The sequence below is a fragment of the Pseudoalteromonas sp. PA2MD11 genome (genome assembly GCF_017808125.1).
Lineage (GTDB): Bacteria > Pseudomonadota > Gammaproteobacteria > Enterobacterales > Alteromonadaceae > Pseudoalteromonas > Pseudoalteromonas simplex.
The window spans coordinates 286,941-312,705 of the sequence record NZ_JADKNF010000001.1 but is presented as its reverse complement, the minus strand read 5'-3'; the positions used below and the strand labels follow the sequence as shown (position 1 = coordinate 312,705).

General features: G+C 42.1%; 21 protein-coding genes. 6 read left to right on the top strand and 15 right to left on the bottom strand.

The window, feature by feature from the left end; translation table 11 throughout:
- Positions 1-120 precede the first annotated feature (120 nt).
- Positions 121-1,578 carry an OmpA family protein gene (locus ISP07_RS01325; RefSeq protein ID WP_209326550.1) on the top strand — a complete coding sequence of 486 codons (1,458 nt, stop codon included), beginning with the start codon at positions 121-123 and terminating at the stop codon, positions 1,576-1,578.
- Positions 1,579-1,603: 25 nt separating this feature from the next.
- Here the strand turns inward: ISP07_RS01325 and mnmC are convergent, their stop codons facing one another.
- Entirely contained in the window at positions 1,604-3,652 is a 2,049-nt protein-coding gene (mnmC, locus tag ISP07_RS01320) for a bifunctional tRNA (5-methylaminomethyl-2-thiouridine)(34)-methyltransferase MnmD/FAD-dependent 5-carboxymethylaminomethyl-2-thiouridine(34) oxidoreductase MnmC (protein WP_209326549.1), read from the bottom strand.
- A gap of 179 nt (positions 3,653-3,831) precedes the next feature.
- On the opposite strand from mnmC, the gene fabB reads away from it, so the two are divergent.
- The 4 genes from fabB to ISP07_RS01300 all read left to right on the top strand — a co-directional run bounded on the left by fabB (position 3,832) and on the right by ISP07_RS01300 (position 11,976).
- Positions 3,832-5,046 (top strand): beta-ketoacyl-ACP synthase I, encoded by a 1,215-nt coding sequence (gene fabB, locus ISP07_RS01315; protein ID WP_187490087.1) that lies wholly within the window; start codon positions 3,832-3,834, stop codon positions 5,044-5,046.
- A 145-nt stretch (positions 5,047-5,191) separates the two neighbouring features.
- Positions 5,192-6,313, top strand: a complete 1,122-nt coding sequence (locus tag ISP07_RS01310; RefSeq protein ID WP_209326548.1) for a 4-phosphoerythronate dehydrogenase — start codon at positions 5,192-5,194, stop codon at positions 6,311-6,313.
- A 32-nt stretch (positions 6,314-6,345) separates the two neighbouring features.
- Complete coding sequence (locus ISP07_RS01305; RefSeq protein WP_054551679.1) at positions 6,346-7,362, top strand: aspartate-semialdehyde dehydrogenase; 1,017 nt, start codon at positions 6,346-6,348, stop codon at positions 7,360-7,362.
- Positions 7,363-7,683: 321 nt separating this feature from the next.
- Positions 7,684-11,976, top strand: a complete 4,293-nt coding sequence (locus tag ISP07_RS01300; RefSeq protein WP_209326547.1) for a FimV/HubP family polar landmark protein — start codon at positions 7,684-7,686, stop codon at positions 11,974-11,976.
- A 69-nt stretch (positions 11,977-12,045) separates the two neighbouring features.
- On the opposite strand, the gene ISP07_RS01295 is transcribed toward ISP07_RS01300, so the two are convergent.
- Together ISP07_RS01295 and ISP07_RS01290 are read right to left on the bottom strand one after the other, a co-directional pair.
- Positions 12,046-13,671 (bottom strand): M28 family metallopeptidase, encoded by a 1,626-nt coding sequence (locus tag ISP07_RS01295; RefSeq protein ID WP_209326546.1) that lies wholly within the window; start codon positions 13,669-13,671, stop codon positions 12,046-12,048.
- Positions 13,672-13,798: 127 nt separating this feature from the next.
- Positions 13,799-14,818 (bottom strand): MBL fold metallo-hydrolase, encoded by a 1,020-nt coding sequence (locus ISP07_RS01290; protein ID WP_228290471.1) that lies wholly within the window; start codon positions 14,816-14,818, stop codon positions 13,799-13,801.
- Positions 14,819-14,993: 175 nt separating this feature from the next.
- Between ISP07_RS01290 and ISP07_RS01285 the strand changes: the two genes are divergently transcribed.
- Positions 14,994-15,587: a TetR/AcrR family transcriptional regulator gene (locus ISP07_RS01285; RefSeq protein ID WP_062564346.1), complete on the top strand. Its 594-nt coding sequence runs from the start codon at positions 14,994-14,996 to the stop codon at positions 15,585-15,587.
- 57 nt (positions 15,588-15,644) lie between these two features.
- On the opposite strand, the gene lipA is transcribed toward ISP07_RS01285, so the two are convergent.
- The 12 genes from lipA to lptE all read right to left on the bottom strand — a co-directional run bounded on the left by lipA (position 15,645) and on the right by lptE (position 25,764).
- A complete protein-coding gene (lipA, locus tag ISP07_RS01280; protein WP_054551675.1) occupies positions 15,645-16,610 on the bottom strand; it encodes a lipoyl synthase in 966 nt (321 codons plus the stop codon).
- Positions 16,607-17,260 (bottom strand): lipoyl(octanoyl) transferase LipB, encoded by a 654-nt coding sequence (lipB, locus tag ISP07_RS01275; RefSeq protein WP_082389180.1) that lies wholly within the window; start codon positions 17,258-17,260, stop codon positions 16,607-16,609. Before lipB ends, lipA begins: the two co-directional genes overlap by 4 nt.
- Positions 17,261-17,279: 19 nt before the next feature.
- Positions 17,280-17,558: a DUF493 family protein YbeD gene (gene ybeD / locus ISP07_RS01270; RefSeq protein ID WP_054551674.1), complete on the bottom strand. Its 279-nt coding sequence runs from the start codon at positions 17,556-17,558 to the stop codon at positions 17,280-17,282.
- A gap of 183 nt (positions 17,559-17,741) precedes the next feature.
- Entirely contained in the window at positions 17,742-18,902 is a 1,161-nt protein-coding gene (locus ISP07_RS01265; RefSeq protein WP_054551673.1) for a serine hydrolase, read from the bottom strand.
- 54 nt (positions 18,903-18,956) lie between these two features.
- A complete protein-coding gene (locus tag ISP07_RS01260; RefSeq protein ID WP_209326544.1) occupies positions 18,957-19,724 on the bottom strand; it encodes a septal ring lytic transglycosylase RlpA family protein in 768 nt (255 codons plus the stop codon).
- Positions 19,724-20,830 (bottom strand): rod shape-determining protein RodA, encoded by a 1,107-nt coding sequence (rodA, locus tag ISP07_RS01255; RefSeq protein WP_054551671.1) that lies wholly within the window; start codon positions 20,828-20,830, stop codon positions 19,724-19,726. Before rodA ends, ISP07_RS01260 begins: the two co-directional genes overlap by 1 nt.
- Positions 20,827-22,707 (bottom strand): penicillin-binding protein 2, encoded by a 1,881-nt coding sequence (mrdA, locus tag ISP07_RS01250; RefSeq protein WP_209326543.1) that lies wholly within the window; start codon positions 22,705-22,707, stop codon positions 20,827-20,829. Before mrdA ends, rodA begins: the two co-directional genes overlap by 4 nt.
- 8 nt (positions 22,708-22,715) lie before the next feature.
- A complete protein-coding gene (rlmH, locus tag ISP07_RS01245) occupies positions 22,716-23,186 on the bottom strand; it encodes a 23S rRNA (pseudouridine(1915)-N(3))-methyltransferase RlmH (protein WP_036967350.1) in 471 nt (156 codons plus the stop codon).
- Between the two features lie 27 nt (positions 23,187-23,213).
- Positions 23,214-23,531 carry a ribosome silencing factor gene (gene rsfS, locus ISP07_RS01240; RefSeq protein WP_054551669.1) on the bottom strand — a complete coding sequence of 106 codons (318 nt, stop codon included), beginning with the start codon at positions 23,529-23,531 and terminating at the stop codon, positions 23,214-23,216.
- A gap of 56 nt (positions 23,532-23,587) precedes the next feature.
- The gene (nadD, locus tag ISP07_RS01235; protein ID WP_209326542.1) at positions 23,588-24,223 is read right to left on the bottom strand and encodes a nicotinate-nucleotide adenylyltransferase; all 636 of its coding nucleotides are present in this window, start codon (positions 24,221-24,223) and stop codon (positions 23,588-23,590) included.
- 12 nt (positions 24,224-24,235) lie between these two features.
- Positions 24,236-25,276: a DNA polymerase III subunit delta gene (holA, locus tag ISP07_RS01230; RefSeq protein ID WP_209326541.1), complete on the bottom strand. Its 1,041-nt coding sequence runs from the start codon at positions 25,274-25,276 to the stop codon at positions 24,236-24,238.
- Positions 25,276-25,764: an LPS assembly lipoprotein LptE gene (lptE, locus tag ISP07_RS01225; protein WP_062564351.1), complete on the bottom strand. Its 489-nt coding sequence runs from the start codon at positions 25,762-25,764 to the stop codon at positions 25,276-25,278. The genes holA and lptE overlap by 1 nt, the downstream gene beginning before the upstream one ends.
- Position 25,765 lies beyond the last annotated feature (1 nt).

Here is a 25,765-nt window from a genome sequence, read left to right as displayed (position 1 = left end):
TGTAACTAAAGACCTTGGGGTGTGGATTTATTTTTAAAGGGGTACAAGCAAACTTTGAATAAAAAAGTATTATTTGGCATAGTATTGAATCAGGTACAAAATCAATTAAAAGGACTTAAAGTGAAAATATATTTTAATCTTTTGGTGGTGATAACATTAGCATTTTGCAATGCGGTATCTGCCAATCAATGGCTATCGCCTTATCCAAATAGTGAGGTTGAAAAGTCGGTTAAACTCAGTGGCGAACAGACAAAATTAATGAGCCAGTTTGATGACAGTAAAAAGTCGTCAGAGCGATTTAGTTACACAGACTTTATTGGCGATGTAAACCACACATTGTACGAAATAAACAATGTTGCCACTCTCAAAGTATTTGAAAACTATAAACACGCGTTACTCAGCGATGGTTTTAATATTGTTTACTCTTGCCAGCTAGATGCTTGCGGTGACAGCAGTGATTTTGCAGAGGAAGTCGGTTACTTTCAGCTCTATAATTATCATCGTAAGCCTTATTATCTGCTTGCCACTAAAGGTGAAAAGCCTGAGTTTGCAGTGTCGTTATTTGTTGGCCAGTACAACAGTAAAACGCGTGTTATGAGTAGCTCAATTGCGATTAAGGAGCTTGAAACAGGTCTGATACAAGCCAATACAGCTGCTTTTGCAAAACAGCAATCAAATCCAGTTACCAAAGCACCTAAAGACGATATTAGAGGCTCAAGCGATCATCCATTACTTAGCCGTTATCCTGGTAGTTTTATTGAAGACTACGAGCAAATTGATTACGAAGAATTTTCACTACCAACAGGAATATTTAACCGTAAAAACAAAGCGCTACCTGCTGAAGATGTGACAGGTGATATCACTCGTATTACTTATGAAATTAGAAAAGTATCAACCCTTAAGGTTTTTCATAACTATGTGTCTGCCTTAACAAAAGAAGGCTTTGAAACGGTATTTAGTTGCGAACTTCAAGCATGTGGTGACGACCGTAATGCAATACAAGCACTTGGTGATCACTTGTCGGTAAAACAAGTTTATAACTATTATCGTCAGCCGCGCTATCAGTTAATGAAAAGCACCATAGAAAATCAAACAACCTTTGTCGCATTTTTTGTGGGTAATTACCAAGGCACTACGCGAGTGCAACTTGTTATAATTCGAACAGAGCCTTTACAAGGAGATTTAGTTAAAACCAATCCGGATCAGGTGTTAAAGCAACTAGAGCAAAAAGGTAAAGCAGCCATTTATGGCATTTACTTTGATCATGATAAATCAGACATTAAACCTGAGTCAGCCGAGTCATTAAAAGTGATTGCGGATGTTTTAAATAAAAATAACAGCTTAAACTTGTACGTTGTTGGTCATACTGATGATAAAGGAAGCCCAGAATATAATTTAGGGTTGTCATCTAAACGAGCTAAAGCAGTTGTTAAAGCGCTCGTGAGTCAATATGGTATTAAAGAGTCGCGCTTAATTGGTTATGGTGTAGGCCCTTATGCGCCAGCTGCCAATAATAAAAACGATTTGGGTCGTCAGTTAAACCGGCGCGTAGAGCTAGTTGAGCGATTAAGTAATTAACAATCAAAAGGGGCTTTTTAGCCCCTTAAATTTTATTACGAATTAGGTCACGAACAATAAAGCGGGCGGGGTGAATAGCCTGACTCACACGTTCGCTAAATGGTCTTGGTTCATTATTTAAACAAGCAATTAAATGTTCAGCACAAAGGGGGGCACTGCACAGGCCTCTTGCACCAAAGCCTGTGAGTACATGCAAGCCTTGCTGAGGTTTTGTTAACGTTTGGTACTGATAACGCTTGCCCAAGCGAAGATTAGCAAACGCGCTTACATAATCACTTTGTTCAGCCCATTCACCAGCCATAGGTAAATGGTCAATGAAGGTACACCTTACAGCTGCTTTCGCGGCTGTTATCTCACCTAAGGTCGTTGCAAACTCGCTGTCTGTGTAAAAACTTAACAGTTGTTCGCGATTGATGTGGTTGTCTTGCTCTTTAACTTCACGGCTTTTTGAGTTTTTTTCAAAGGTCGCGCCCATGCAATGATGGCCCTGATATTCAGGAGTAAAATAGCCCTTATGGCAAAGCACGGTCTTTAAGCGTTTTGACTGCTCGCTTGCTTGCACATGCGAGACTTGGCCGCGCACACCAACAACAGGTAGAGCTTGAGTTTGGCTAAACTGGTCACTGTGTTCACCTGCACAATTAATCACATCGCTAAATGGCCCGAATGTTTGCTCTTTGCTGTGTAGTAACCAGCCGTCAGCGGTTTTTTCGAGCTTTTCAATATGGCAATTAAAGTGACTGTCCATTTTATTATTGGTAGTGGCAGTTAACGAATTTGCCGCATTAAAGAGTGCTGTAACCAGGGCTGGTGGATTTACCCAGCCGCCTTTTGCAAAGAATACACCTGAGTAGCCCGTTTCTACACCGGCAATTTCGTCGCCTTCTTCAGCGCTTACATTACGCATTAATTCAGCTGGCCAAAGTTCTTTATCGGCAAGGTTTTGATGTTTATCAGCTAGACCTTGTTTAACCGCGTGCTGTAATACACCACACCACTGATGAGGGTAGTCAAAACCATCATTAAGTAATTGTTGGTAAAGACGCATCGCATATAAAAAACTATGAGCAAACATTTCACTGTGCGGTGAGTTCTTCGCTTGCAAATGCGGATAAACAGCCCCTTGTACATTGTGAGATGCGCCCATGGCAAGTGCTTCATCTTGGCAAAAAAGCGTGGCTTTTAGGCCTCTTTTTGCCAGTGAATACAGTACACTGCTACTGGCAATACCACCGCCAATAACAGCCACATTACTCAGCTCACTTTGCTGATGTGCAAAATACGCTGGCCCTGACTGTTGCTCATTAGGCTCATTGAGCTCGCCAATCAGCATTTCGCGCTTTTTACCATAGCCTTTTGCTTTACTCATGCTAAAGCCTGCTTCGATGAGTCCTCTTCTTACAAAGCCTGCGGCCGTAAAAGTGGCGAGTGTGGCATTTGATCTTGAGATAGCACGCATCTTGTTGAACAAACTCTGTTGCCACATATCTGGGTTTTTACTTGGTGCAAAGCCATCTAAATACCACGCATCGACAATTCCTTCACTTGGGTAGCTCATGGCATCAATGTTGTCTTGCACGTCACCAAAATAAAGGTCGAGTATTAGTTTACCGCCAGCAAATTCAAGGCGATGACAGCCGGCTAAATTAATTGGGTATTGAGCAATTAGTTGCTCACTATACTTGCTTAAACTAGGCCAAGCTTTGAGTGCTTGAGCAAGGTCATCACGCTTAATAGGAAATTTTTCAAAAGAGATAAAGTGCAAGCGGGTAACACTTTTTTTACCACTATGGTCGGGTTGATTTTGAACTTCTTGCTCTGCATGCTGCCTATCAAGGTGAGCAGCAAAGTGCTGCCATGTATTTAAAAAGTTAAGCCCCGTACCAAAGCCTGTTTCAGCAATCGCAAAGTGGTTACGGTCATGATTTTGTAATCGTTGCGGGATATGGTTTTGTTGATAAAACACATAATGTGATTCGGCTAAGCCATCGTCATTAGAGAAATAAACATCGTCAAACTGATCGGCGACAGGGGTACCAAGGTGATTAAAATGAATATGTGCGTTTTTGATCATGGTTTAACTAATTAACTACAAACTTTTTTCATTATTTTACGTGTTTTCTTTGAAATAGTCTGGCGTTATTTATAAGCTAGACATTCAGAGTACATGTGTACGCTAGAAAGCTGACCACTTCGAAAGTAATTTCAGCGTAAAATAGAACACAATTTAGTATAGAGCTAAGGTAATTACCCATGAGAAGAGCCGTTATTACGGGCATCGGTGTTGTTTCAAGCATCGGTAACAACAAAGAAGAAGTATTAGAATCATTAAAACAAGGCCGTAGTGGTATCGCGTTCAACCAAGAGTTTGCTGACTACAACCTACGTAGTAACGTATCTGGCAAAATCGATATTGATGTTAAAGAGTTTGTTGATCGTAAAGCAATGCGCTTTATGGGCGATGCTGCTGCATACGCTTATATCTCAATGTCACAAGCGATTGCAGATGCTGGCCTTAGTGAAGATCAAGTTTCAAACGAGCGCACTGGTTTATTAGTGGGTTCAGGTGGTGGTTCATCTAAATGGCAAGTTGAAGCGGCTGACATTTTACGTGAAAAAGGCGTAAAACGTGTTGGTCCTTACATGGTACCACGTACTATGGCGAGTACGACTTCGGCGTGTCTTGCAACACCATTTAAAATTAAAGGTGTTAACTACTCATTAAGCTCTGCATGTGCGACATCTGCACACTGTATCGGTCATGCGGTTGAGCAAATTCAATTAGGTAAGCAAGACGTCATCTTTGCAGGTGGTGGTGAAGAGCTTCACTGGACGCTAGCAATGGAATTCGATGCAATGGGTGCATTGTCTACTAAGTACAATGAAACACCAGAGAAAGCATCACGTACATACGATGCAAACCGTGACGGTTTCGTTATCTCTGGTGGTGGCGGTATCGTTGTTGTTGAAGAACTTGAGCATGCACTTGCCCGTGGCGCGCACATTTATGCAGAAATCACAGGTTACGGTGCAACGTCTGACGGCTACGACATGGTAGCTCCATCAGGTGAAGGCGCTGTACGTTGTATGAAGCAAGCAATGCAAGATCTTGAAGGCGGTATTGATTACTTAAATACTCACGGTACTTCAACACCTGTTGGTGATGTGAAAGAGCTTGGCGCTATTCAAGAAGTATTTGGTGGTAACTCGCCAATGATCAGTGCAACCAAAGCAATGACAGGTCACGCTTTAGGTGCAGCAGGCGTTCATGAAGCAATCTTCTCGCTATTAATGCTTGAGCATAACTTTGTTGCTCCATCTATCAACATTGATGAACTAGATGAGCAAGCTGCAGGTCTAAATATTGTAACTGAGCGTAAAGACGTTGAACTAAATACAGTTATGTCTAACAGCTTCGGTTTCGGTGGCACTAACGCTACATTAGTAATGAGCAAATATAAAGGTTAAACCTCTCCAGTATTTGCTTAAAGCCGAGCAATAGCTCGGCTTTTTCATTTGTTATAAATAACCCCAAAATCGTCTTAGTTGTTACCTATCCGAATACTGATAAATTCGCTACAATAGCGCCACTTTCTGCCTCTCGGACACACAAATGAAAATTCTTGCAGATCAAAATATGCCATTGGTTGAGCAGTACTTTGCCGATTTTGGTGATGTTGAGCGATTTGATGGCCGTAATCTTCAACCCGAGCAGCTAGTCGGGGTCGATATTTTGTTAACCCGTTCAGTTACTAATGTAGATAAAGCCTTACTCACTCAAGCAGATAAATTAAAATTTGTGGGCACAGCAACCATAGGTGTTGATCACATTGATACCGAGTTACTTACTGAGCGAAATATCGCATTTAGCAGCGCACCAGGTTGTAATGCCGTGGCGGTTGCTGAATATGTTATTAGCTGCTTGTATGCCTTGAGCCAAGAAAATGCCAGTTCATTACAAGGTAAAACCATCGGCATAGTGGGTGTTGGCAGTATAGGTAGCTGTTTACGTGATAAGTTAAGCCTGCTTGGTATGAATGTATTGTTATGTGATCCACCAAAACATGAAGCCGGTGAGCTTGCAGAGCATATTGAGTTAGACACATTACTAGCTCAAGCTGATACTGTGACTTTTCACGTGCCTTTAGTTAAGCAAGGGCCACATAAAACCTTGCACATGCTCGATGAAAAACGCCTAAAAACGCTTAAGCCGGGTATGACGATTATCAATGCAAGCCGTGGTGATGTGATTGATAACCAAGCATTGCTAGCATTGTTTGAGCAAGGCGCAAAATTAGATTGTGTGCTTGATGTTTGGGAAAACGAACCCAATATACTGACACCTCTGCTTGATTATGTACGTTATGCCAGCGTGCATATTGCAGGGCATACACTTGAAGGCAAAGCCCGCGGTACACAAATGCTGTATCAGCAAGTATGTGAGCTTGAAGGCATCGCAGCGCTTAAGTCTCTGGACGATTTTTTACCAGAGCCAATTAGCCATTCTGTCACGCTTGGTGAAACCTTTAACCTAGACGATATAGGTCGCTTGGTGCACTTAATTTATGATGTGCGTCGCGACGATGGCATTTTACGCAGTAAATTAGCAAGCGAAGGCTTTGATAGTTTACGTAAGAATTACCCGCCACGACGCGAGTTTAGTACTTTGTCGGTGGCTGCCAACAGTGCATGTGAAGGCGCATTAGCTGCACTGGGATTTAGAATTAACGAATAAAGCCATTTGCTTTATTCAAAAGAGGAAAATACATGTCGCAAAAATTTAATGTAGCCGTATTAGGTGCCACAGGTTTAGTGGGTCGTCAGATTATCGAAACGTTGGAAGATCGTAAGTTTCCGGTAGACCAATTATTTTTACTCGCAAGCAGTCGTAGTGCCGGCGAAGAGATTCAATTTCGCGGTGAGAGCATTGAAGTAATCGATGTCGAAGAGTTTGATTTTAGCCAAGCTCACATTGGTTTATTTTCAGCAGGTGGCAGTGTCTCTGAAAAATACGCACCGATTGCGGCGGACGCAGGCTGTGTGGTAATTGACAATACCTCACACTTTCGTAATGACTACGATGTGCCACTCATTATTCCTGAAGTGAATGCATCAAGCTTGGCGGATTTCAGAAATCGCAACATCATTGCAAACCCTAACTGCTCAACGATTCAAATGCTGGTGGCGTTAAAACCAATTTATGATGCTTATGGCATTGACCGCATTAACGTATCAACTTATCAAGCTGTATCGGGTGCGGGTAAAGAAGCCGTTGATGAACTAGCCAAGCAAACAGCAAACTTAATGAATGCGCGTCCGATGGATAATGCCGTTTTCCCTAAACAAATTGCTTTTAACGTGATCCCACAAATAGACAGTTTTGAAGATAACGGTTATACCCGCGAAGAAATGAAAATGGTTAACGAAACACAAAAAATCTTAGGTGATAACAGTGTTGTGGTTAACCCTACCTGTGTTCGTGTTCCCGTGTTCTTTGGTCACAGTGAAGCGATTAATATTGAAACGCGTATGCCAGTAGATATCGAACATGTTAAACAGCTATTAAACGATGCACCTGGTGTAGAGTTTATTGAAGACTTAGCGGATTACCCAACAGCAGTATCAGATGCAAGTGGTAACGATACTGTATACGTGGGTCGTTTACGTGCTGATATTTCGCACCCACATGGTTTAAACATGTGGGTTGTTAGCGATAATACGCGCAAAGGTGCAGCAACAAATAGTGTGCAGATTGCTGAAGAGCTTATCGCAAATTATTTATAAATCTGATGATTTAGGCTGAGCTAAATTTGACAGAAAGCGGCAATTTGCCGCTTTTTTTGTGAATTCACTGCCAAATTATTGCCGCATACGTTGTAAAAGCGTATAAACTTAACGATAACAATAAAAAAGTCTCTCAGCCGCTAATATTTAAGCTATTTACTATCAAGGTGTTGCAATAGATATTGCAAGGCAACTAAGTTATAGTTTGCAGCTGGAATAGAGCTTGCAAGAAAACATAATTAAGAATCAATTCTGCAAGAATTACTTGATGTTTAAGCAACCAAGGTTGCTGCGTTAACATTTAAAACATAAAGGATCAGCATGCGCGGTTTAGCAACACTCTTCATATTAGCGTCTGCATTGGTGGTAACACCGACATACTCTGATGAAGGCACCACACTTAAAGGCCCTAAAGGTGTCGATTATGGTGCGCAGGGGCGCTCAATTGGTCCAATTAAACCGACCGATACACTGTGGCGTATTGCCGCTAAAATTCGCCCTGACAACTCTGTAAGCATTTATCAGGTCATGCAAGCTCTGTATGACAAAAACCCATCGTCATTTTTAGATCAAAACCTAAATCATATGCGTGATGGCGCATACCTAAAAATCCCAACAATTGCTGAAATGCGCGCGGTCAATCCAACGTTAGCAAAAGCGCGTTCTGAACAAGATGATGAGCTATGGGAGAAAAAGAAAAACGGCACCCTGACTACTGCTGAAATTAATGAATCGCAAAAGAAAGTAACCCAAGCCCGTAAAGTTGATGTAGACGAAGCAAAGCAAGAGCTTAAGCAAGAAATCAACACCATTAAAACAGAGCAGGGTACGCAGCTAGTCGAGCTTCAAAAGCAGTTTAAATCGTCGGTTGAAAATGTTGAAGAAATCTTAGCTGAGAACAACAAACTCAAAAAGCAACTGAGTGGTATTTCTAAAGAGCTTGAAACCGTTCGCGATCAGCTTGGTCAAGACAGTGAAATTCAAAAGCAGCTAAAAGAACTGATCACTAAACAAAATGAAATCATAGAGCAGCAAAGAGCAAAAAAGATTGAAGAGGACAGTGGGTTTAGTTTTTCGAGTTTACTGAGCAACCCATTTGTTCTCGGTGCATTAATGTTTATTCCGGCATTACTGATCATTGCTGCCGTTGTGATGTTTTTGAAAAAACGCAACAGCGCTAATGATGATACAGATGCCAGCGATGACGATGAATTTTTACCTCAAAGCCCAAGTTATAATGCTGATGATGATTTAGAACCAATTATAGAAACTGATCCACTAGTTCCTGATCCAGTCGAAGACAATGATGACTTGAGTGTGCGTTTAGATGACGACTTAGACCAAGACATGCTGCCAGATGATGACATCATTTTTGACGACAGCATTGATGATAGTTTCGATGAAGATGACAGTGTTTTAAATCAAGATGAGCTAGAAGGGCTTTTAAGTGATGATATTGAGTTTAGCGATGATTCATCTAATAGCGCTGACGATAATGATTTAGATGCATTTTTACAGCAAGATTTCGATCAAACCGATGACGACAGTTTAGGTGATGAAATAGACCTAGATAGTGAACAGTCTCCAGCAGATTCATCGGGTGATATTTTAAGTGCAGATGACATTGATGACCTATTTGATACTGATGAAGATGACTCGTTAGATAACGCTAATGATGAAATGGCAGCGCTTAGTGAAGAGCTCGCAGAAGATGACGCTGAAGATGACTTTGACATTGATAGCTTAATTGATGAGCAAAACAATACAGATTCTAATCAAGACGTAAACCTAGACGATATTGATGACTTACTCGATGAAAATAATGATGCCTCAACAACTAACGTTGAAGCAGAACTCATCGATGAAGATGATTTCGATATCGACAGCTTAATTGATGAGGCGCAAACAGACGAGCCAGCCGCTGAAGCTAACGATGCATTAGAAAACGACGATCTTGATGATGCGCTGGATGTTGATGACATTGACTCGCTATTAGATGAAGCTCAAGAAGAAGCGCCAGCCGAAGAACCAAGCGCGGATGAACTCATCGATGAAGATGATTTCGATATCGACAGCTTAATCGATGAAGCACAAACAGAAGAGCCAGCCGCTGAAGTTAACGATGCATTAGAAAACGATGATCTTGATGATGCGCTAGATGTTGATGACATTGACTCATTATTAGATGAGGTTCAAGAAGAAGCGCCAGTAGAAGAACCTAGCGCAGACGATTTAATCGATGAAGATGAGCTTGATGATGCTCTCGATGTTGATGACATTGATTCATTACTAGATGAAGCACAAGCAGAGCAAGAGCCTCAAGCGGAGCTTGTTGAGGAGCAGCCTGAAGAGCTTGTAGAAGAACCTAGCGCAGACGATTTAATCGACGAAGACGAGCTCGGTGATGACTTAGATGTTGATGACATTGATTCATTATTAGATGAAGCACAAGCAGAGCCAGAGCCTGAAGAGCTCGTTGAAGAACCTAGCGCAGACGATTTAATCGACGAAGATGAGCTTAATGATGACTTAGATGTTGATGACATTGATTCATTATTAGATGAAGCTCAGACAGAGTCAGAGCCTGAAGCAGAGCTTGTTGAGGAGCAGCCAGAAGAGCTTACAGAAGAACCAAGCGCAGAGGATTTAATCGACGAAGACGAGCTTGATGACGAACTAGATGTTGATGACATTGATTCATTGCTAGATGAGGCACAGTTAGAGCAAGAGCCTGAAGAGCTGGTTGAAGAGTCAATTGAAGAACCTAGTGCAGACGATTTAATTGACGAGGATGAGCTTGATGATGATTTAGATGTCGATGACATCGACTCATTATTGGATGAAGCGCAGGAAGAGCCAGAACAAGAACCTGTTGAAGAGCTTACCGAAGAGCCTATTACGGATGATTTAAGCGATGAGTTTGATACTGATGAAATCGACTCACTACTTGATGAGGCTGATGCAGAGTCAGAAGAGCCTGAGTTAACAAATGAAAGTAGCTCAGATATTGATGACAATGCTGAGCAAGACGATGAACTCGATGTAGCAGATATTGACTCATTACTTGATGAAGACTCTAGTGATGAGCAGGACTCTGACGTTGATGATGAGCTTGAAGAGCTTATTCAGCAAACAAATGAGCTGAAGCAAGACACTGAAGCGCAGATATCAGATTTAAGTCATGAACAGAGTGACAGTGCAGAGCATGATGAGAATCTACAAGAGTCGCTAGAAGATTTAGCCGATGCTGATCAAGCGGTTGATGACATGAATGTTGAATCAATTGCATCAGAGTTGGTTGATGATGCGGATGATAGTGACGAAGTTGATATCGATGAGGCGCTTAATCAAGAGTTTAATGAAGATAGCGTTGAGCTATTAGATGAAGATGATAGTCTCGACGAGTTTGATGATCCGTCACTGAAAAGTGTCGATGAGTTATTGAATGAAATTGGTGAAGAAGATGATTATGTCGAAGCTCCAGATTGGTCAATAGATGAACCCGAGCAAGACATAGAAGAAGTTGAAATTGATTTAGGCGATGATCCGCTAGCAGATGAAGACCTAACTGATGAATTTGATTTAACCGCCGACGAAGAGCCATTACAGCAAGATACGGTGACTCCTAGCCAGGAGTTGGAAGAGTATCCAGAGCTTGAGCTAGATGAAGCCGGTTTTGAATTGGATGAATCTGATGAAGACATTTCTGGTGAGTTAGATGAAGATGCACCATTACAGTTAAGTCAGGCAGAGCAAGACCTTGCTAATTCATTAGCAACGGGTGATGAGCTTGATCAGCTAGACGATGATTTTGATGATGAGATCTTGCTTGATAATGAATTTACAGAAGATGATGTTCTTGATCCTGAGGACGACTTATCGGATCAATCACCAAGTGAAGGCACAACAGAGTTAACGAGCGAAGCGCCAATTGACGATGATGTGGCTGATAGCCAAGACGAATTAGAGGAGTTCCCTGAATTCGAATTGGACGATATTGAACTTGATGATGCCGTAGAAGCTGAACAAACATTAGCTGATATCGAGTCTAATTTAGCTGACGAGGCTGATTTAAGTGAGCTGTCAGACGATGAAATCGATGATGATTTTATGGCTGACCTTACTCAAACAGACTTTGATGCGCTGTTAAATGAACTAGCAGAGCCAGACGAAGCTGATATTGCTGATGCCAGTGAGTTCGATGTTGATTTTAATGCGCTATTAAATGAAGACTTACAGGGTGAAAGCGAACAGCCAGTTGCACCTGAAGTAGAGGCATTAGATACTGAGGAGCAAACTACTTCAACGGATGAGTTTGTAGATATCGATTCATTACTTGAACAAAGTGACGATGAAGCACTCGACCATGAACCTTATGATGAGGTTGATATGGATGTAGGGCTGAGTGATTTTAATGACTTACTAGCAGGTGATAACCCAACTGATGTTGATGCCGAAAGTGGTGGTTACTCAGCAAAACTGGACTTAGCTCGGGCATATATCGAAATAGACGACTTTGATGCAGCGCTCCAAGCCATTGAAGATGTTATTGCCAATGGCCCTGAGGAAGTGCAAGAAGAAGCACAATCACTTAAGGCTAAAATTAGCGAGTAATAAGTAAAACTAACCAATAATAAACCGAGCTAACTTCAACTAGCTCGGTTTTTTGTATCTAAGCGAAGGTTATTGCTTGTCTTGTAAGCGACGAGTTTTGAAATCAGACTCGGCTTTCCACTTAGGCCAGTCGCCGTTATCAGCAAGTTTGGCAGCAATATCAACAATCAGTTCAATATCTTGCTCAACACCACCCATAGACCAATCTGCTGAATAGTCGTCAGCTTCTTTATGATATTTGTGCGCGATGTAATCAGGATCTGTATCACCTAAACTCATAAATAGTAAGCTAGGAACGCCTTGTTTAGCCAGCGAGAAGTGATCAGAGCGGAAGAACAAACCATTTTGAGGACGAGGGTCCATTTTTACATGACGACCTTGTGCTTTCGCTGCATCTGCAAGGTAGTCTTCCATTTCAGACATGCCTTTCCCGTATTGTAATATGTAGTCAACACCGTCTAGCACGTTCATACCATCAATATTAAGCAGCGCGACCATTTGCTTGGTTGGTACAATCTCGCCAGTTGCGAATTGCTCTGAGCCAATAAGCCCTGTTTCTTCAGCCGTAAAGTTGGCAAAGATAATAGAGCGTTTAAATGGTTTTTTCTTATGCATTTCAGTAAGAATACGGGCTATTTCAACCGTTGCTGCGCTACCTGATGCGTTATCAACAGCACCATTGTAGATTTTCACGCCGTTATCAGTTTGCTTGGTGCCAAAGTGGTCCCAGTGCGCACCAATTACAATGTACTCATCAGGAGTTTCGCTACCTTTAAGCGTTGCAACAACATTATGCGATTGCGCTTGAGAGATATCACTTTTCAGTGTCAGCGCTGCTTTCGCTTTTAAGTCGATAGGTTTAAAGTCAGCTTTTAGTGCGTTGGCTTTTTCAGTTTGATAATTAAGGCCTGCTTGAGCAAAAATTTCATTTGCCGCTTGCTCATCAATCCAGCCCATTACAGGGATGTCAGAAGCATTTTTATCTTGGTCGATTAAGGTATATTTACTACCCGTGTTCGAGCTTTCTACAACGCTCCAAGGGTAAGCTGCAGGAGCAGTTTCGTGAACGATAAATACCGCTTTTGCACCTTGGCGAGCACCTTCTTCATACTTGTAAGTCCAACGACCGTAATAGGTCATAGCATTACCGGTGAAAAGCGCGTCGTCTTGCGTGGCAAACCCAGGATCATTAACAAGCACGATAATTGTTTTGTCTTTTACATCAATATCTGCAAAGTCATCCCAATTATATTCAGGTGCATTGATACCGTAGCCAACAAACACAACATCAGAGCCATCAATGTTGATCTCAGGGTTAATTTGTTGGGTACGGGCGGTAAAATCACTGCCAGAATTAAAGCTTAAATCACCCACTTGTAAGGTCATGTTTTGATCTGGAGTGAGTTTTGCCATGGTAACTGGCTGTAAAAACTCACCATTAAAACTACCGCTTAAGCCGAGTTTTTTATATTCATCGGCTAAATAGTTAATAGTGAGCGTTTCGCCTTCAGTTAAAGGGCCGCGGCCTAAGAATTCATCTGAGGCGAGGGTTTTAATATGTGAGCGTACATTGGCAATGTTTACGGCTTCATTGCTTTCAGCGTTTGGTTTATCAGTGCTTGTTGTTGGTTGCTCAGAGCAGCCGAATAAACCAATTGCAAGTGCCAAGCTTGCATACTTAAGGTGAGTTGTCATAGTTTTTCTGGTTGATTGCACAGGGTTTCAATATATGGGACGCGAAGGGGGGCTGTCCAGAAAGAGTCTACAAATAACTAATTATTCAGGATGAAAGGGTAATAATGCACCTTTCATCCTGCCAATTTTACCACCACGCTTTATCAATGGCGGTATCTTGAATTTTAAATACCTCTCCAACTAGCGGAGTACTCAGCGATACTTGCTCCTGTCCTGCTTTTTTAGCGATACGTTTAAGTGGGTCATACCAAGCATGAAAGGCGAGATCGAATGTACCATTATGCACTGGCACCATCACATCACCTTGTAAATCGAGGTGAGCTAGTACTGATTGTTCTGGTGTCATGTGAATGTCAGCCCAATCTTTGTCGTAAGCACCGGTTTCAATAAAGGTGATATCAAACGGCCCGTAGCGATTACCAATTTCTTTAAAGCCAGCAAAGTAGCCAGAGTCACCGCTAAAATAAAAGCGCTTGTCATTTACTTTAATAGCCCAAGAGCCCCAAAGAGTTTTATTGCCGTCTGTTAAACCTCGGCCAGAAAAGTGCTGGGTTGGGGTAAATACAATTTGGCTATTTGCCATATTTTGCTCTTGCCACCAATCAAAGCTATGCACCTTTTTTTCATCAACGCCCCATTTTTTCAGGTCGTTTTCGACTCCTAATGGCACATAAAAAGAATCTGTTTTATCAACAAGCTGTTTAATCGCCGCTTTATCTAAGTGATCATAATGGTTGTGCGAAATAAACACTTTAGCAATGTTTGGTAGCTCTGCAATGCTGATAGGTGTTGGCTGAAAGCGCTTGGGTCCCATGAATGAAAAAGGCGAAGCGCGTTCTGAAAATACCGGATCAAATAGCCAGTATTCACCATACACTTTCGCTAAAATAGAGGAGTGACCTAATTTTACAAAATGCACTGTGTCATTAGATAAACGCTCAAGCTGTGCATGGGATACAGAATGCATAGGCAGTTCACCTTTTGGCTCTGCATCAATTTTCTTTTCTGTAATAAAGCGTTTGAAGATACCTAGAGTTTTCTTAAAGCTGGGTCTTTCTACCTCAGCAGTGTTGTGGAACTTGCCATCAGATAATTGCGCAGAGTGGCTGTTATAACTCACGCCTTCAGCGGCTAATTGATTATTCATAATAAACACTCCTATCACGATGCATAGAGTGGCGATTGCGAGCCATTTTAGAAATTTCATATCGTCACCATAAGTAAACTACACGGTGTAGTTTTTCATGGTTTGCTATAAAAGTAAACTATCTAGTGCATTTTTTATTTTTGCGTTACACTAGTAACCCTTATCGGAGGGGTCCATGAAATTATCACAGAGAAAACGATTAGATATTTTGAATGCTGCTGAGACATTGTTTTTTCAGCAAGGTGTTGAGCATACCAGTATGGATCAGGTTGCAAGCTTAGCGGGTGCCTCAAAGCGTACCGTATATAATCACTTTGAAAATAAAGATGTGTTGTTTCAAGCAATTCTAGTGTTTATGTTTGAAAAAGTCCGCCAAGAGCAAGCGGTTGTATTTGATGCCGCTGTGCCAATTGCACAGCAGTTAACACGCATTGCTGAACAAGAAGTGGCGCTTTTAACCTCTGAAGAGTTTTTAAAAGTAGCGAAAGTCGCTTTTATGCAGATGTTACAGCAGCCTGATCTAGCAAAATCATTAGCCAGTAATAACATGGGCTGTATGCAAGATCTGGTGGCGTTTTTAGAAGCGGGTGTGCAAGCACAGGTTTTAACTATTGATGATGTTGAGTTTGCAGCGAAACAGTTTGTGTATCAGTTAAAGTCGCTTATCTTTTATCCGTTGCTGTATGGCTTTGAGCGCCAAGAAGGCGACTCAGATAACAAAGTAATAAGCGAAACTGTAAAAATGTTCTTAGCGCGTTATGGGCGCTGATATTTTGGAACATAAAAAAGCCCGCTTAATGCGGGCTTTTAAATAATTGTAAAAGTATTACTTCACTTCTTTACCAGCTGCTTGTTGGTCAGCATGGTAGCTTGAGCGAACAAATGGACCACAGGCCGCATGTGTAAAGCCAATTTCGTCTGCATAATCTTTTAATGCATCAAACTCAGCTGGCGGCACATAGCGTTTAACCGGTAAGTGGTGCTTAGAAGGTTGTAGGTATTGACCTACTGTTAGCATATCAACGTTATGCTCGCGTAAATCACGTAATACTTCTTCGATTTCGCTAATTTCTTCACCTAAACCTACCATCAAACCAGACTTTGTTTTCACATCTGGATGTGCTTCTTTAAAGCGACGTAATAGCTCAAGTGACCATTTATAGTCAGCACCTGGACGCGCTAATTTGTATAAACGCGGTGCTGTTTCTAGGTTGTGGTTAAATACATCTGGCGGCGTCTCGATTAAGATATCAAGGGCTCTGTCCATACGACCACGGAAATCAGGTACTAAAATTTCAATCGTTATTTCTGGGTTGTGCTTACGAATTTCACGAATACAGTCAGCAAAGTGTTGTGCACCACCATCACGTAAATCATCACGGTCTACTGACGTGATTACAACATAGCTTAGCTTCATGTCTTTAATCGTCAGCGCCAGCTTTTCTGGCTCAGCTGCGTCTGGCTTTAATGGGCGACCATGAGCAACATCACAGAACGGACAACGACGAGTACAAATAGCACCTAAGATCATGAAAGTCGCAGTACCATGGTTGAAACATTCAGATAGGTTAGGGCACGAAGCCTCTTCACACACTGAGTGTAAACCATGTTTACGCATCGCTTGTTTAATACCATCAATACGTTCGGTTGATTTTGGTAAGCGAATTTTTAGCCACTCTGGCTTACGCAACATTTCGTTTTTTTCAGTCGGTAAAACTTTAACTGGGATCAGTGCCATTTTTTCTGCATCACGCAGTTTTACGCCTGGTTCCATTTTGACTGGTTTATTCATTCGTTTTCAAACCCTTCAGTGTGCTTAACCACAGTAGCATTAAGCTTTTTAATCATGTGTTTTACAAGCCCTGCACCTGCTTGCTCGAGGTTTTGCGGACCGTTAAGATCGGTTGTTTGCACCATGTTCATGCCAGCATAGCCGCATGGATTAATACGTAAGAATGGGCTTAGATCCATACTTACATTTAGTGCTAAACCGTGGAAAGAGCAACCGCGGCGAACGCGAAGGCCTAATGAGGCAACTTTGCTGTCGTTAACGTAAACACCGGGTGCGTCCGCTTTCGCGTAGGCATCAATGTCGTAGTCTTTTAACGTATCAATAATGCACTCTTCAAGCCAGGTTACCAGCTCCCTTACACCAATGTTTAAACGACGTAAGTTGAATAGCACATACATCATTTGTTGGCCTGGTCCGTGATAGGTCACTTGACCACCACGATCCACTTGGATCACTTCGATATCACCGGTATTTAATAAGTGCTCAGCTTTGCCTGCTTGGCCTTGCGTAAATACTGGCTCGTGCTCTACAAGCCAAATTTCATCTGCTGTGTGCTCATCACGGGTGTCGGTAAAAGATTGCATTTTTTGCCAAATTGGCATGTAACGCTGACGACCTAGTTGACGAACGATTAATTCTCTTTCGCTCACGAGTTACTCCGTAATCGGCCTATAGCATGTGACGTACGTCATCGATGTTGCTGATCACGTTATAAATTTCTTCAATGTGCTCTTTACTTGTAACCGTTGCTACAAGCGTTACAGATTCGTAATTACCTTTGCTGCTTGGTTTTACCTTTGGCGCATAATCGCCAGGTGCAATTGGTTGCAGCTTTTCTAGGATCTGATCTGTTAGATTTACGTTAGCTAAGCCCATGATTTTAAATGTGAATGGGCATGGGAAATCTAAATACTCGTCAAACTTAGTATTTTTTACAGGTTGAACCACGACGGTGACTCCTCAAACAGTGAGTGTGCTTAATAGAGGTGTTCTCTGCCATTTCTTGGCGTTAAGCAAACTTAGATTACGACGCACTCGACCCAGCGCGACTGATATGGGGCGCATTCTATCATTTTTCAGACAAAAAAAAACGCCTTGCGGTGCAAGGCGTTTATAAACTTTATGACCAGATTACTGAATTTGTAAACGTAGGTAATCGTAGATCTTGCTAAAGAAGCTGCCTTCTTCCACTTCTTCTAGTGTAACTAGTGGATATTGTGCAATTTCTTCACCTTCAAGCTGTAAGAATAGCGTGCCTACTTTAGTACCTTTAGCAAGCGGCGCTTCTAATGTTTTATCAAGCTCGAAGTTCGCTTTTAAGTTTTTACGCTGACCACGTGGAATCGTAATAGGTGTGTCTTCTAAGATACCTAACGATACGTTTTCTTTATTACCCATCCAAATACGTTGCTCAGCAAAGCTGTCGCCTGCTTTATATGGCGTGATTGTTTCAAAAAAGCGGAAACCGTAGTTTAATAGTTTTTTGCTTTCAACTTTACGAGCACGTTCGCTTTCTGTGCCCATTACTACCGCAATTAAACGCATGTCATCTTTAGTTGCAGAAGTTACTAAGCTATAACCCGCTTCTGATGTATGGCCAGTTTTAATACCGTCAACGTTCATGCTTTCATCCCATAACAATGAGTTACGGTTGTATTGCTTGATGCCGTTAAAAGTGAATGATTTTTTCGCGTATACTTCGTACTCATCTGGTACATCGCGAATAAGTGCAGCACCTAAAGTTGCCATATCACGTGGTGTCGTGAAGTGTTCGTTAGTATCTAAACCATGGCTATTTACGAAGTGGCTGTTAGTCATGCCAAGTTTTTCAGCGTGGGCATTCATTAAATCAGCAAATGCGCTTTCGCTACCAGCAATGTGTTCAGCCATGGCTACACAGGCATCGTTACCTGATTGAATAATGATACCGTGGTTTAAGTCATCAACGCTGATCTGCTTACCTACTTCGATAAACATTTTTGATGATTCAGGAAAATTCTTTGCCCAGGCTTTTTCACTGACTGTAACCATATCAGTTGGTGCAATATTACCTGCTTTGATTTCAGTACCAATTACATAACTGGTCATCATTTTGGTTAAACTAGCCGGTGCTAATTTTGTATCTGCTTCGCCTTCGGCAATCACTTTACCTGTGGTGAAATCAACCAAGAAATAACCTTTCGCATTAACTTGAGGTGGGGCAGGGATAATTTGGGCTGTTGCAGAAAATACGCTAGCAGTGCAAACAAGGCCACAAACGCCACTTAAGATTTTATATTTTATAGATTTCATCGTACTCATTAATGGTTAAAGTTAAACATGTTGCGTTGACCTATTCTAAAGGTCTTACTCACTGTAAAGCAAGAACGCGTTCTGAAATTGGTTTTGTTTTAGCTTTTCTAAAACTGCTTGTGCTTCTGCGGCATCTTTTATTGGACCAAGACGTAATCGATAGATTCCATCTTTTTCAACAATGTTTGTTGGCACATGATATTGCTGACGAAGTTGAAACGCGAGGGCTTCAACATTAGCAAGAGTACTTCCCGCTGCAACCTGAATGTAGCTTAAACGAGGGGCAGAATTGGCAAGGGTAACAGCCTCAACCTTAACACGGGCTGTACCTTGTCGGTAATAACCTAATTTATAGGCCGCAGAATAAGATAAATCGATAATCCGGTCATCATGAAATGGGCCACGGTCGTTTACACGAACAATTACTGATTTTCCGTTATCTAAATTTGTTACTCTGGCAAAGCTCGGTAGCGGCAGTGTTTTATGAGCTGCTGTCATCGCAAACATATCGTACACTTCGCCGTTTGAGGTGTGATAATTGTGAAACTTTCGACCATACCACGAAGCAATGCCTTCTTCAGAGTAGCCAGTTTCATCGAGCATCGGCGTGTATCGTTTACCACGGACTTCGTAAGGGCGACTAGCGCTTGCACTTTTAATAACCGGGGTGACTATGGCATCTTGCATTTCAAGTTCGGTTGGTTTTCGAAGCGGGGCTGCATCATGCTCCATAGCATAACGGCCTTGCTGAGATGAAGAACTACATGCTGCTAGCAGCACAGAAAATAACGCTATAAGTAAGTAATTGACTCGTTGTGTCATTATTTTAAAAGCATCCTTTTATCGGTGGCGATAGACATGATAATGCCAAATCCGGCCATCAAGGTCACCATTGAGGTGCCACCATAGCTTATTAGTGGTAACGGAACACCTACTACAGGCAGTAAGCCCGAAACCATGCCAATATTTACAAATACATAAACAAAGAAGGTCAGTGTTAATGCGCCGGCAAGCAACTTACCAAACGCATCTTGTGCGTTTACCGCAATATATAAGCCACGACCAATAATAAACAAGTACATACAAAGTAATAAACAAACCCCGAACAGGCCAAACTCTTCGCTCAGTACAGAAAAGATAAAATCGGTATGACGCTCAGGTAAAAACTCTAGTTGTGATTGTGTCCCTTGCAGCCAGCCTTTACCTTCAATGCCGCCAGAACCTATCGCAATTTTAGATTGAATAATGTGGTAACCCGAGCCAAGCGGATCGCTTTCAGGATCTAAAAAGGTCAGTACTCGTTGTTTTTGATAATCAAGCATCACGTAATGCCAAAACGGCCATGCTGCTAAACCAACAGTAGCAGATAAAAAGCCAATAAGGCGCCAACTTAGTCCAGATAAAAACAATACAAATATCCCTGAACTGGCAATCAAAATAGAGGTACCTAAGTCGGGTTGTTCTTTAATTAAAATGGTTGGCACCATTACAATCGCAAAGCCAATAATTAAATGAATGATTCTTGGCGGTAAATGGTTACGCCCGATATACCATGCAACCATCATTGGCACGGCTATTTTCATTAACTCTGACGGCTGGAAGCGGGTTACTCCTAAGTCAAGCCAACGCTGTGCACCTTTTGAACTAACCCCGAATAACAACACCCCAACCAGCATTAAAAGCCCCACGCAGTAGAGCGGAATAACCATACTCTTTAATGTGTTAGGCGAAAACTGCGCGAGTATAAACATACCTAAGATAGCGCCAAACATACGTGTTGCGTGGCGTATCATCATGGCAGAGTCTTGGCCGCTAGCGCTGTAAACAATAGCAAGGCTGGCTACCATCATCGTCATAAGGGCAATAAGAAGTGGTAAATCGAGGTGTAGGCGCTGCCAAATTGAGCGTTTTTTATTTAATGGGATCATGGCGCGTCACTTTGGGCTATTTGAATCGGGTTCGCTGAAAAGTAGTAATCCATTAATTGACGCGCAATAGGCGCACCAACCGTACTACCACCACCGGTGTTTTCAACCACCACAGAGACCACAATTTGTGGGTCGTTATAGGGTGCAAAACCAACATAGATAGCGTTATCACGTTGGCGCTCTTTAAGTGATTTAGCGTCGTAACGCTCACCTTGAGCAATACTCACAACCTGAGCAGTACCTGTTTTACCAGCTGGGTCGTAATTCGACCCTTTAAAAGCTTTATGAGCAGTACCTGTGACTTTATGTACGGTGTTGTGCATCGCATCTAGCGCAATTTGCCAATGATGAGGATTTTTTAATACTACAGGTGGCTTTTCATCATTATTAATTTGCGTTACTTCGTTTTCTTTTTTAGCGACTTGTACAAGGTGCGGAGGATGATCGAGCCCGCGGTTCACTAAGATGTTGGTTGCATTAGCTATTTGCATCGGCGTTGCGGTCCAATAACCTTGGCCGATACCCACTGAAATGGTGTCGCCGCGCCACCATGATTCTCTAAAGCGGGCTTCTTTCCATTCTCGCGATGGCATAATGGCGGATGTTTCTTCGTGAATATCGATTCCAGAAAGTTCGCCAAAGCCAAACTGCGTCATAAAGTCGCTGATTTTGGTGATCCCTAAACGGTAAGCAACATCGTAAAAATAGGTATCGCATGATTCTTCAATAGCACGATAAACATCAACATGGCCATGGCCCCAACGTTTCCAGTCACGCCATTTGTGCTCCACGTTAGGAATTTGGAAAAATCCCGGATCCCAAATTTGTGTTTGCTCGGTTACCAGTCCTTCTTCAAGAGCAAGGATCGACATATGAGGTTTTACTGTAGAGGCAGGTGCATAACGGCCTTGCGTGGTCCGGTTAATTAGCGGTCGGTCTGGGTTTAACAACTTTTTGTAATCTGTGCTGCTGATACCATGGACAAATAAATTCGGGTCATAACTTGGGTTGGAGTAAAGTGCTAAAACGCCGCCATCTTTAGCATCAAGCACTACAATGGCACCACGCATATCTTTTAAGGCATGTTGAGCAATTTGTTGCAGGCCAATATCCAAAGTAAGTACTAAGTCGTGACCAGGCTCAGGTGGCGTGAGGCTTAAAGTGCGGATAACTCGGCCACGGTTATTCACTTCAACGCGCTGCGAACCAACCACACCATGAAGGAGTTCTTCGTAATACTTTTCGATACCCAGCTTACCAATGTCGTGGGTTGCACGGTAGTTAGTTGCTTGGTCTTCTGCTTCCAGTTTGGTGAGTTCTTTTTTGTTGAGTTTGGCAACATAACCTAGGGCATGGGTAAGGGTATCACCATAAGGGTAATAGCGAGCTAAACGCGCTTCGATACTAAAGCCAGGAAACTTATGCTGATTAACCGAGAACTTTGCAACTTCGGTTTCGTCTAAACGGGCTTTTAATACTTGGCTTTTAAAGCGGCGATTGTGCTTAATGTCATCTAGAAAGTCAGCTTTTTGTTGCTCAGTTATTTTAATAACTTTTTCAACTTCGCTCAGTGCCTCTTCAAGGTTATCAACTTCCTCGGGTATTACTTCTAAATTATAAACTGGTTTGTTTTCAGCCAGTAATACGCCATTTCTGTCGTAAATAAGCCCACGGTTAGGGGCAATTGGAATAACTTTGATGCGGTTATCGTTCGAACGTGTTTGATAATCTTGATGTTCGATAACTTGGATGTTGTATAGGTTAGATAACAACACACCAATTAACAGTGTAACAAACACAAAACCCACAAATGCTCGGCGAGCAAACAAGTTTGCTTCAGCCGAGTGGTCTCGAATCGTGGGTCTGTGTTTTCGCATTGGCTTTACTACTCGCGATGATAAGGGTGGTTGTTATTCAAGCTCCAGCCTCGGTATAGGCTTTCTGCAACAATGATGCGCACTAGCGGGTGCGGTAGTGTCAGGTTTGATAATGACCACTTTTGCTCAGACGCTGCAATACACTCAGGTGCTAAGCCTTCTGGTCCACCAATCAATAAGCTAACATCGCGACCATCAAGCTGCCACTTTTCCATACTTTTTGCCAGCTGATGGGTATCCATTGGTTTACCGGTCACCTCTAGCGTTACAATGCGGTTACCTTTAGGGATCGCAGCTAGGGTCTTTTCGCCTTCAAGTTGTAAAATACGTTTGATATCCGCATTTTTACCACGTTTACCTGCGGGGATTTCAATTAGCTCAAGAGGCATATCACGCGGGAAGCGACGTTGATATTCTGTGAATCCGGTTTCAACCCATGCTGGCATTTTGGTGCCAACAGCAATCAATTGTATTTTCAAAATGGTTACCTATGTCCTTGCTAAGGGTTAGCCCCAAAGTTTCTCTAGATCATAGAAGTCGCGAGTTTGGTCTTGCATAACATGCACAACCACATCACCTAGGTCTACAAGCACCCATTCACCTTCGTTTTGGCCTTCGTAACCGAGAGGTTCTTCACCAGCATGGCGTGCTTCTTTAGCAACATGATCAGCAATAGATTGTACATGGCGTTTAGAGTTACCTGAGCACACTAACATGTAATCAGTAATGTCAGACTTACCACGAACATCAAGCTGTACCACATCACGGGCTTTCATATCGTCGACTTTATCAAGGGCAAATGCGAGTAGTTGTTTAGAATCCAAAGTGTTTTCTCAAAAATAAATAATCTTAATTTGTTATTTTATCACGCAGGCAGTATTTATTCATCTGTTTGGTAAAGATGATGCTGTGCAATGTATTGACTTACGGTAGTAGGTAAAAGTTCCGCTATATTATCATTTGAATGCAGCTTTTTTCTTATTTCGCTTGAGGCGGCATTAACTTGTAAGCCATTTAAAAAGAATAACTTACCTGCAGGGGCTTGTTGTAGCTGGCTAAGTTGCTCTGTTACGGCATTCTCTTTATAAGCTGCAAGTTCACCAGATACTTGGCAGTACTGCCCCGGGCGCTGGTACACAACGATATGACAAAGTTTGACAATCTCTTGCCATTTAAACCACTTATCTAGGCTATTGAATGAGTCCATGCCGATTAAAAACATAATCGGCGCAGCTGGGTTTTCTGCACGAAGCTCTTCTAAACTCAGCAAAGAATAAGACGCACCTTCTCGGTTTAGTTCGCGGTAATCGATAGCAAAACGCGGATTGTCGTCAATCGCAAGTTTTAGCATATTAATGCGATGCTCATCACTTATTCCTGGCTTGGCTTTATGAGCAGGAATAGCACAAGGCATGAAGTAAAGGGTATCGAGTTGGCACTGCTGAACACACTGTTGGGCCATATTAATATGACCTAAGTGAATTGGATCAAAGGTGCCACCAAAAATAGCAATCATGAATTGTTACTCTTAGTCAAAGACCGGGTGGCAAGGTAAAGGTATCGCCACAGGTTGGCAAAACACTAAGCATATTTGCATTAATGCTTGGTAGGGGGCTACAAGGTTGCCTTGTTTATATGCGGCATCAAACTGGGCTAATTGTTTGGTAATTTGTTCGAGTACTTGGATGTTTAAGCGGTTTAAGGCCTGTTGTACAACCGCTTGTTGGTTTTTCCAAATATTATATTTTTTGTATAAATCAGCCATATTGGCACCATTCAAGCGCCCGTGTTGCATAGCCAGTAAGTTAGCTGCTTCTTTATTGATGGCCCAAAAAATACTCATGGCTTCAGTGTTATCAGCAGCCAGTTTAGTCATTACTTTAACTGCTTGTTCGGCGTGGCCATTTAATAAAGCATCACTCAAATCAAAAATATCAAATTTTGACTGATTTAGTAGCCCTTGCATCACAGCTTGTTGGTCAATTAGCTCACTACCATAAAGCAAAGATAGCTTTTCTAACTCTTGATGACAGGCAAGTAAATTTCCTTCAGTGGCATCAATTAAGCTTTGTTTTGCGTTGTTATGAAGGTTTAAGTTTAAACGGTAGCATTGCTCATCTAACCAGCGGCTCAGGTGATTACCTGTTAATGGGTAACAAGGAACAAATAAGCCTTGCTTATCGAGGGCTTTAAACCAAGCACTGCGTTGAATATCTTGGCTGGCTTTGGCACCTTTTAAAACCAAAATAGTATCGGGATTAGCAAGCTCAACGAGCTGCTTAAAGATTTGACTGCCTTGCGCACCAGGTTTTTGCTCGTTTAAATCAAACTCAATTAAGGTACGAGCGCTGAACAGTGACATACTTTGATATTGAGCAACAATTTCTTGCCAATCAAAACCCGGCATTAAGGTAAATTTGATTACCTCGTCAAAGCCTTGCTGTTTAGCTGCTTGGCGAATTTGCATGATGCACTGAGCAATTTGATAAGGCTCTTCACCAAACACCATGTAAAAAGGCGCGAGGCCTTTTTTTAACTGGCTAGGAAGCTGGTTTGCATAACAACGCATTACAGTTGTGATAACTCACGAACAATACGACGACTCGCTTGCTTACGAATTTCGCCTAATAGCAAATCAAGCTCTTTTGCTTTTGCAAGGGCATTGTCTGGGTCGTCTTGGTAGTTACGATACAATTCAAAGCTTTGATTAATCGCTTTTTGTCCAGGGCGCTTCAGGGTATAGCTTACGCTGTAGGCAAGTTCATATTCAGCAACCTGACCATTATCAAACAATGACAAAATTTGACGCTCTAAACGATCTCTGTGAATCTTTAACTCAGGGTGTTTACCAACTTGGTTAAGCTCAACTTTACTCGCAATCAGTTCTTTTTCGACTAATTCGAATAAGGCTGACTTTTCATCATCACCAACAAGGGTGATTACTTTCAAGTCGTCAGGCAAGTTAGAGGCTTTCTTTAAATGAAAGCCACAACTTGTCAGCAGTAAACAGACTAGCGCGAGGGCTAGTCCGTTTTTCAGTGCTTGAAGCGCTGCCATC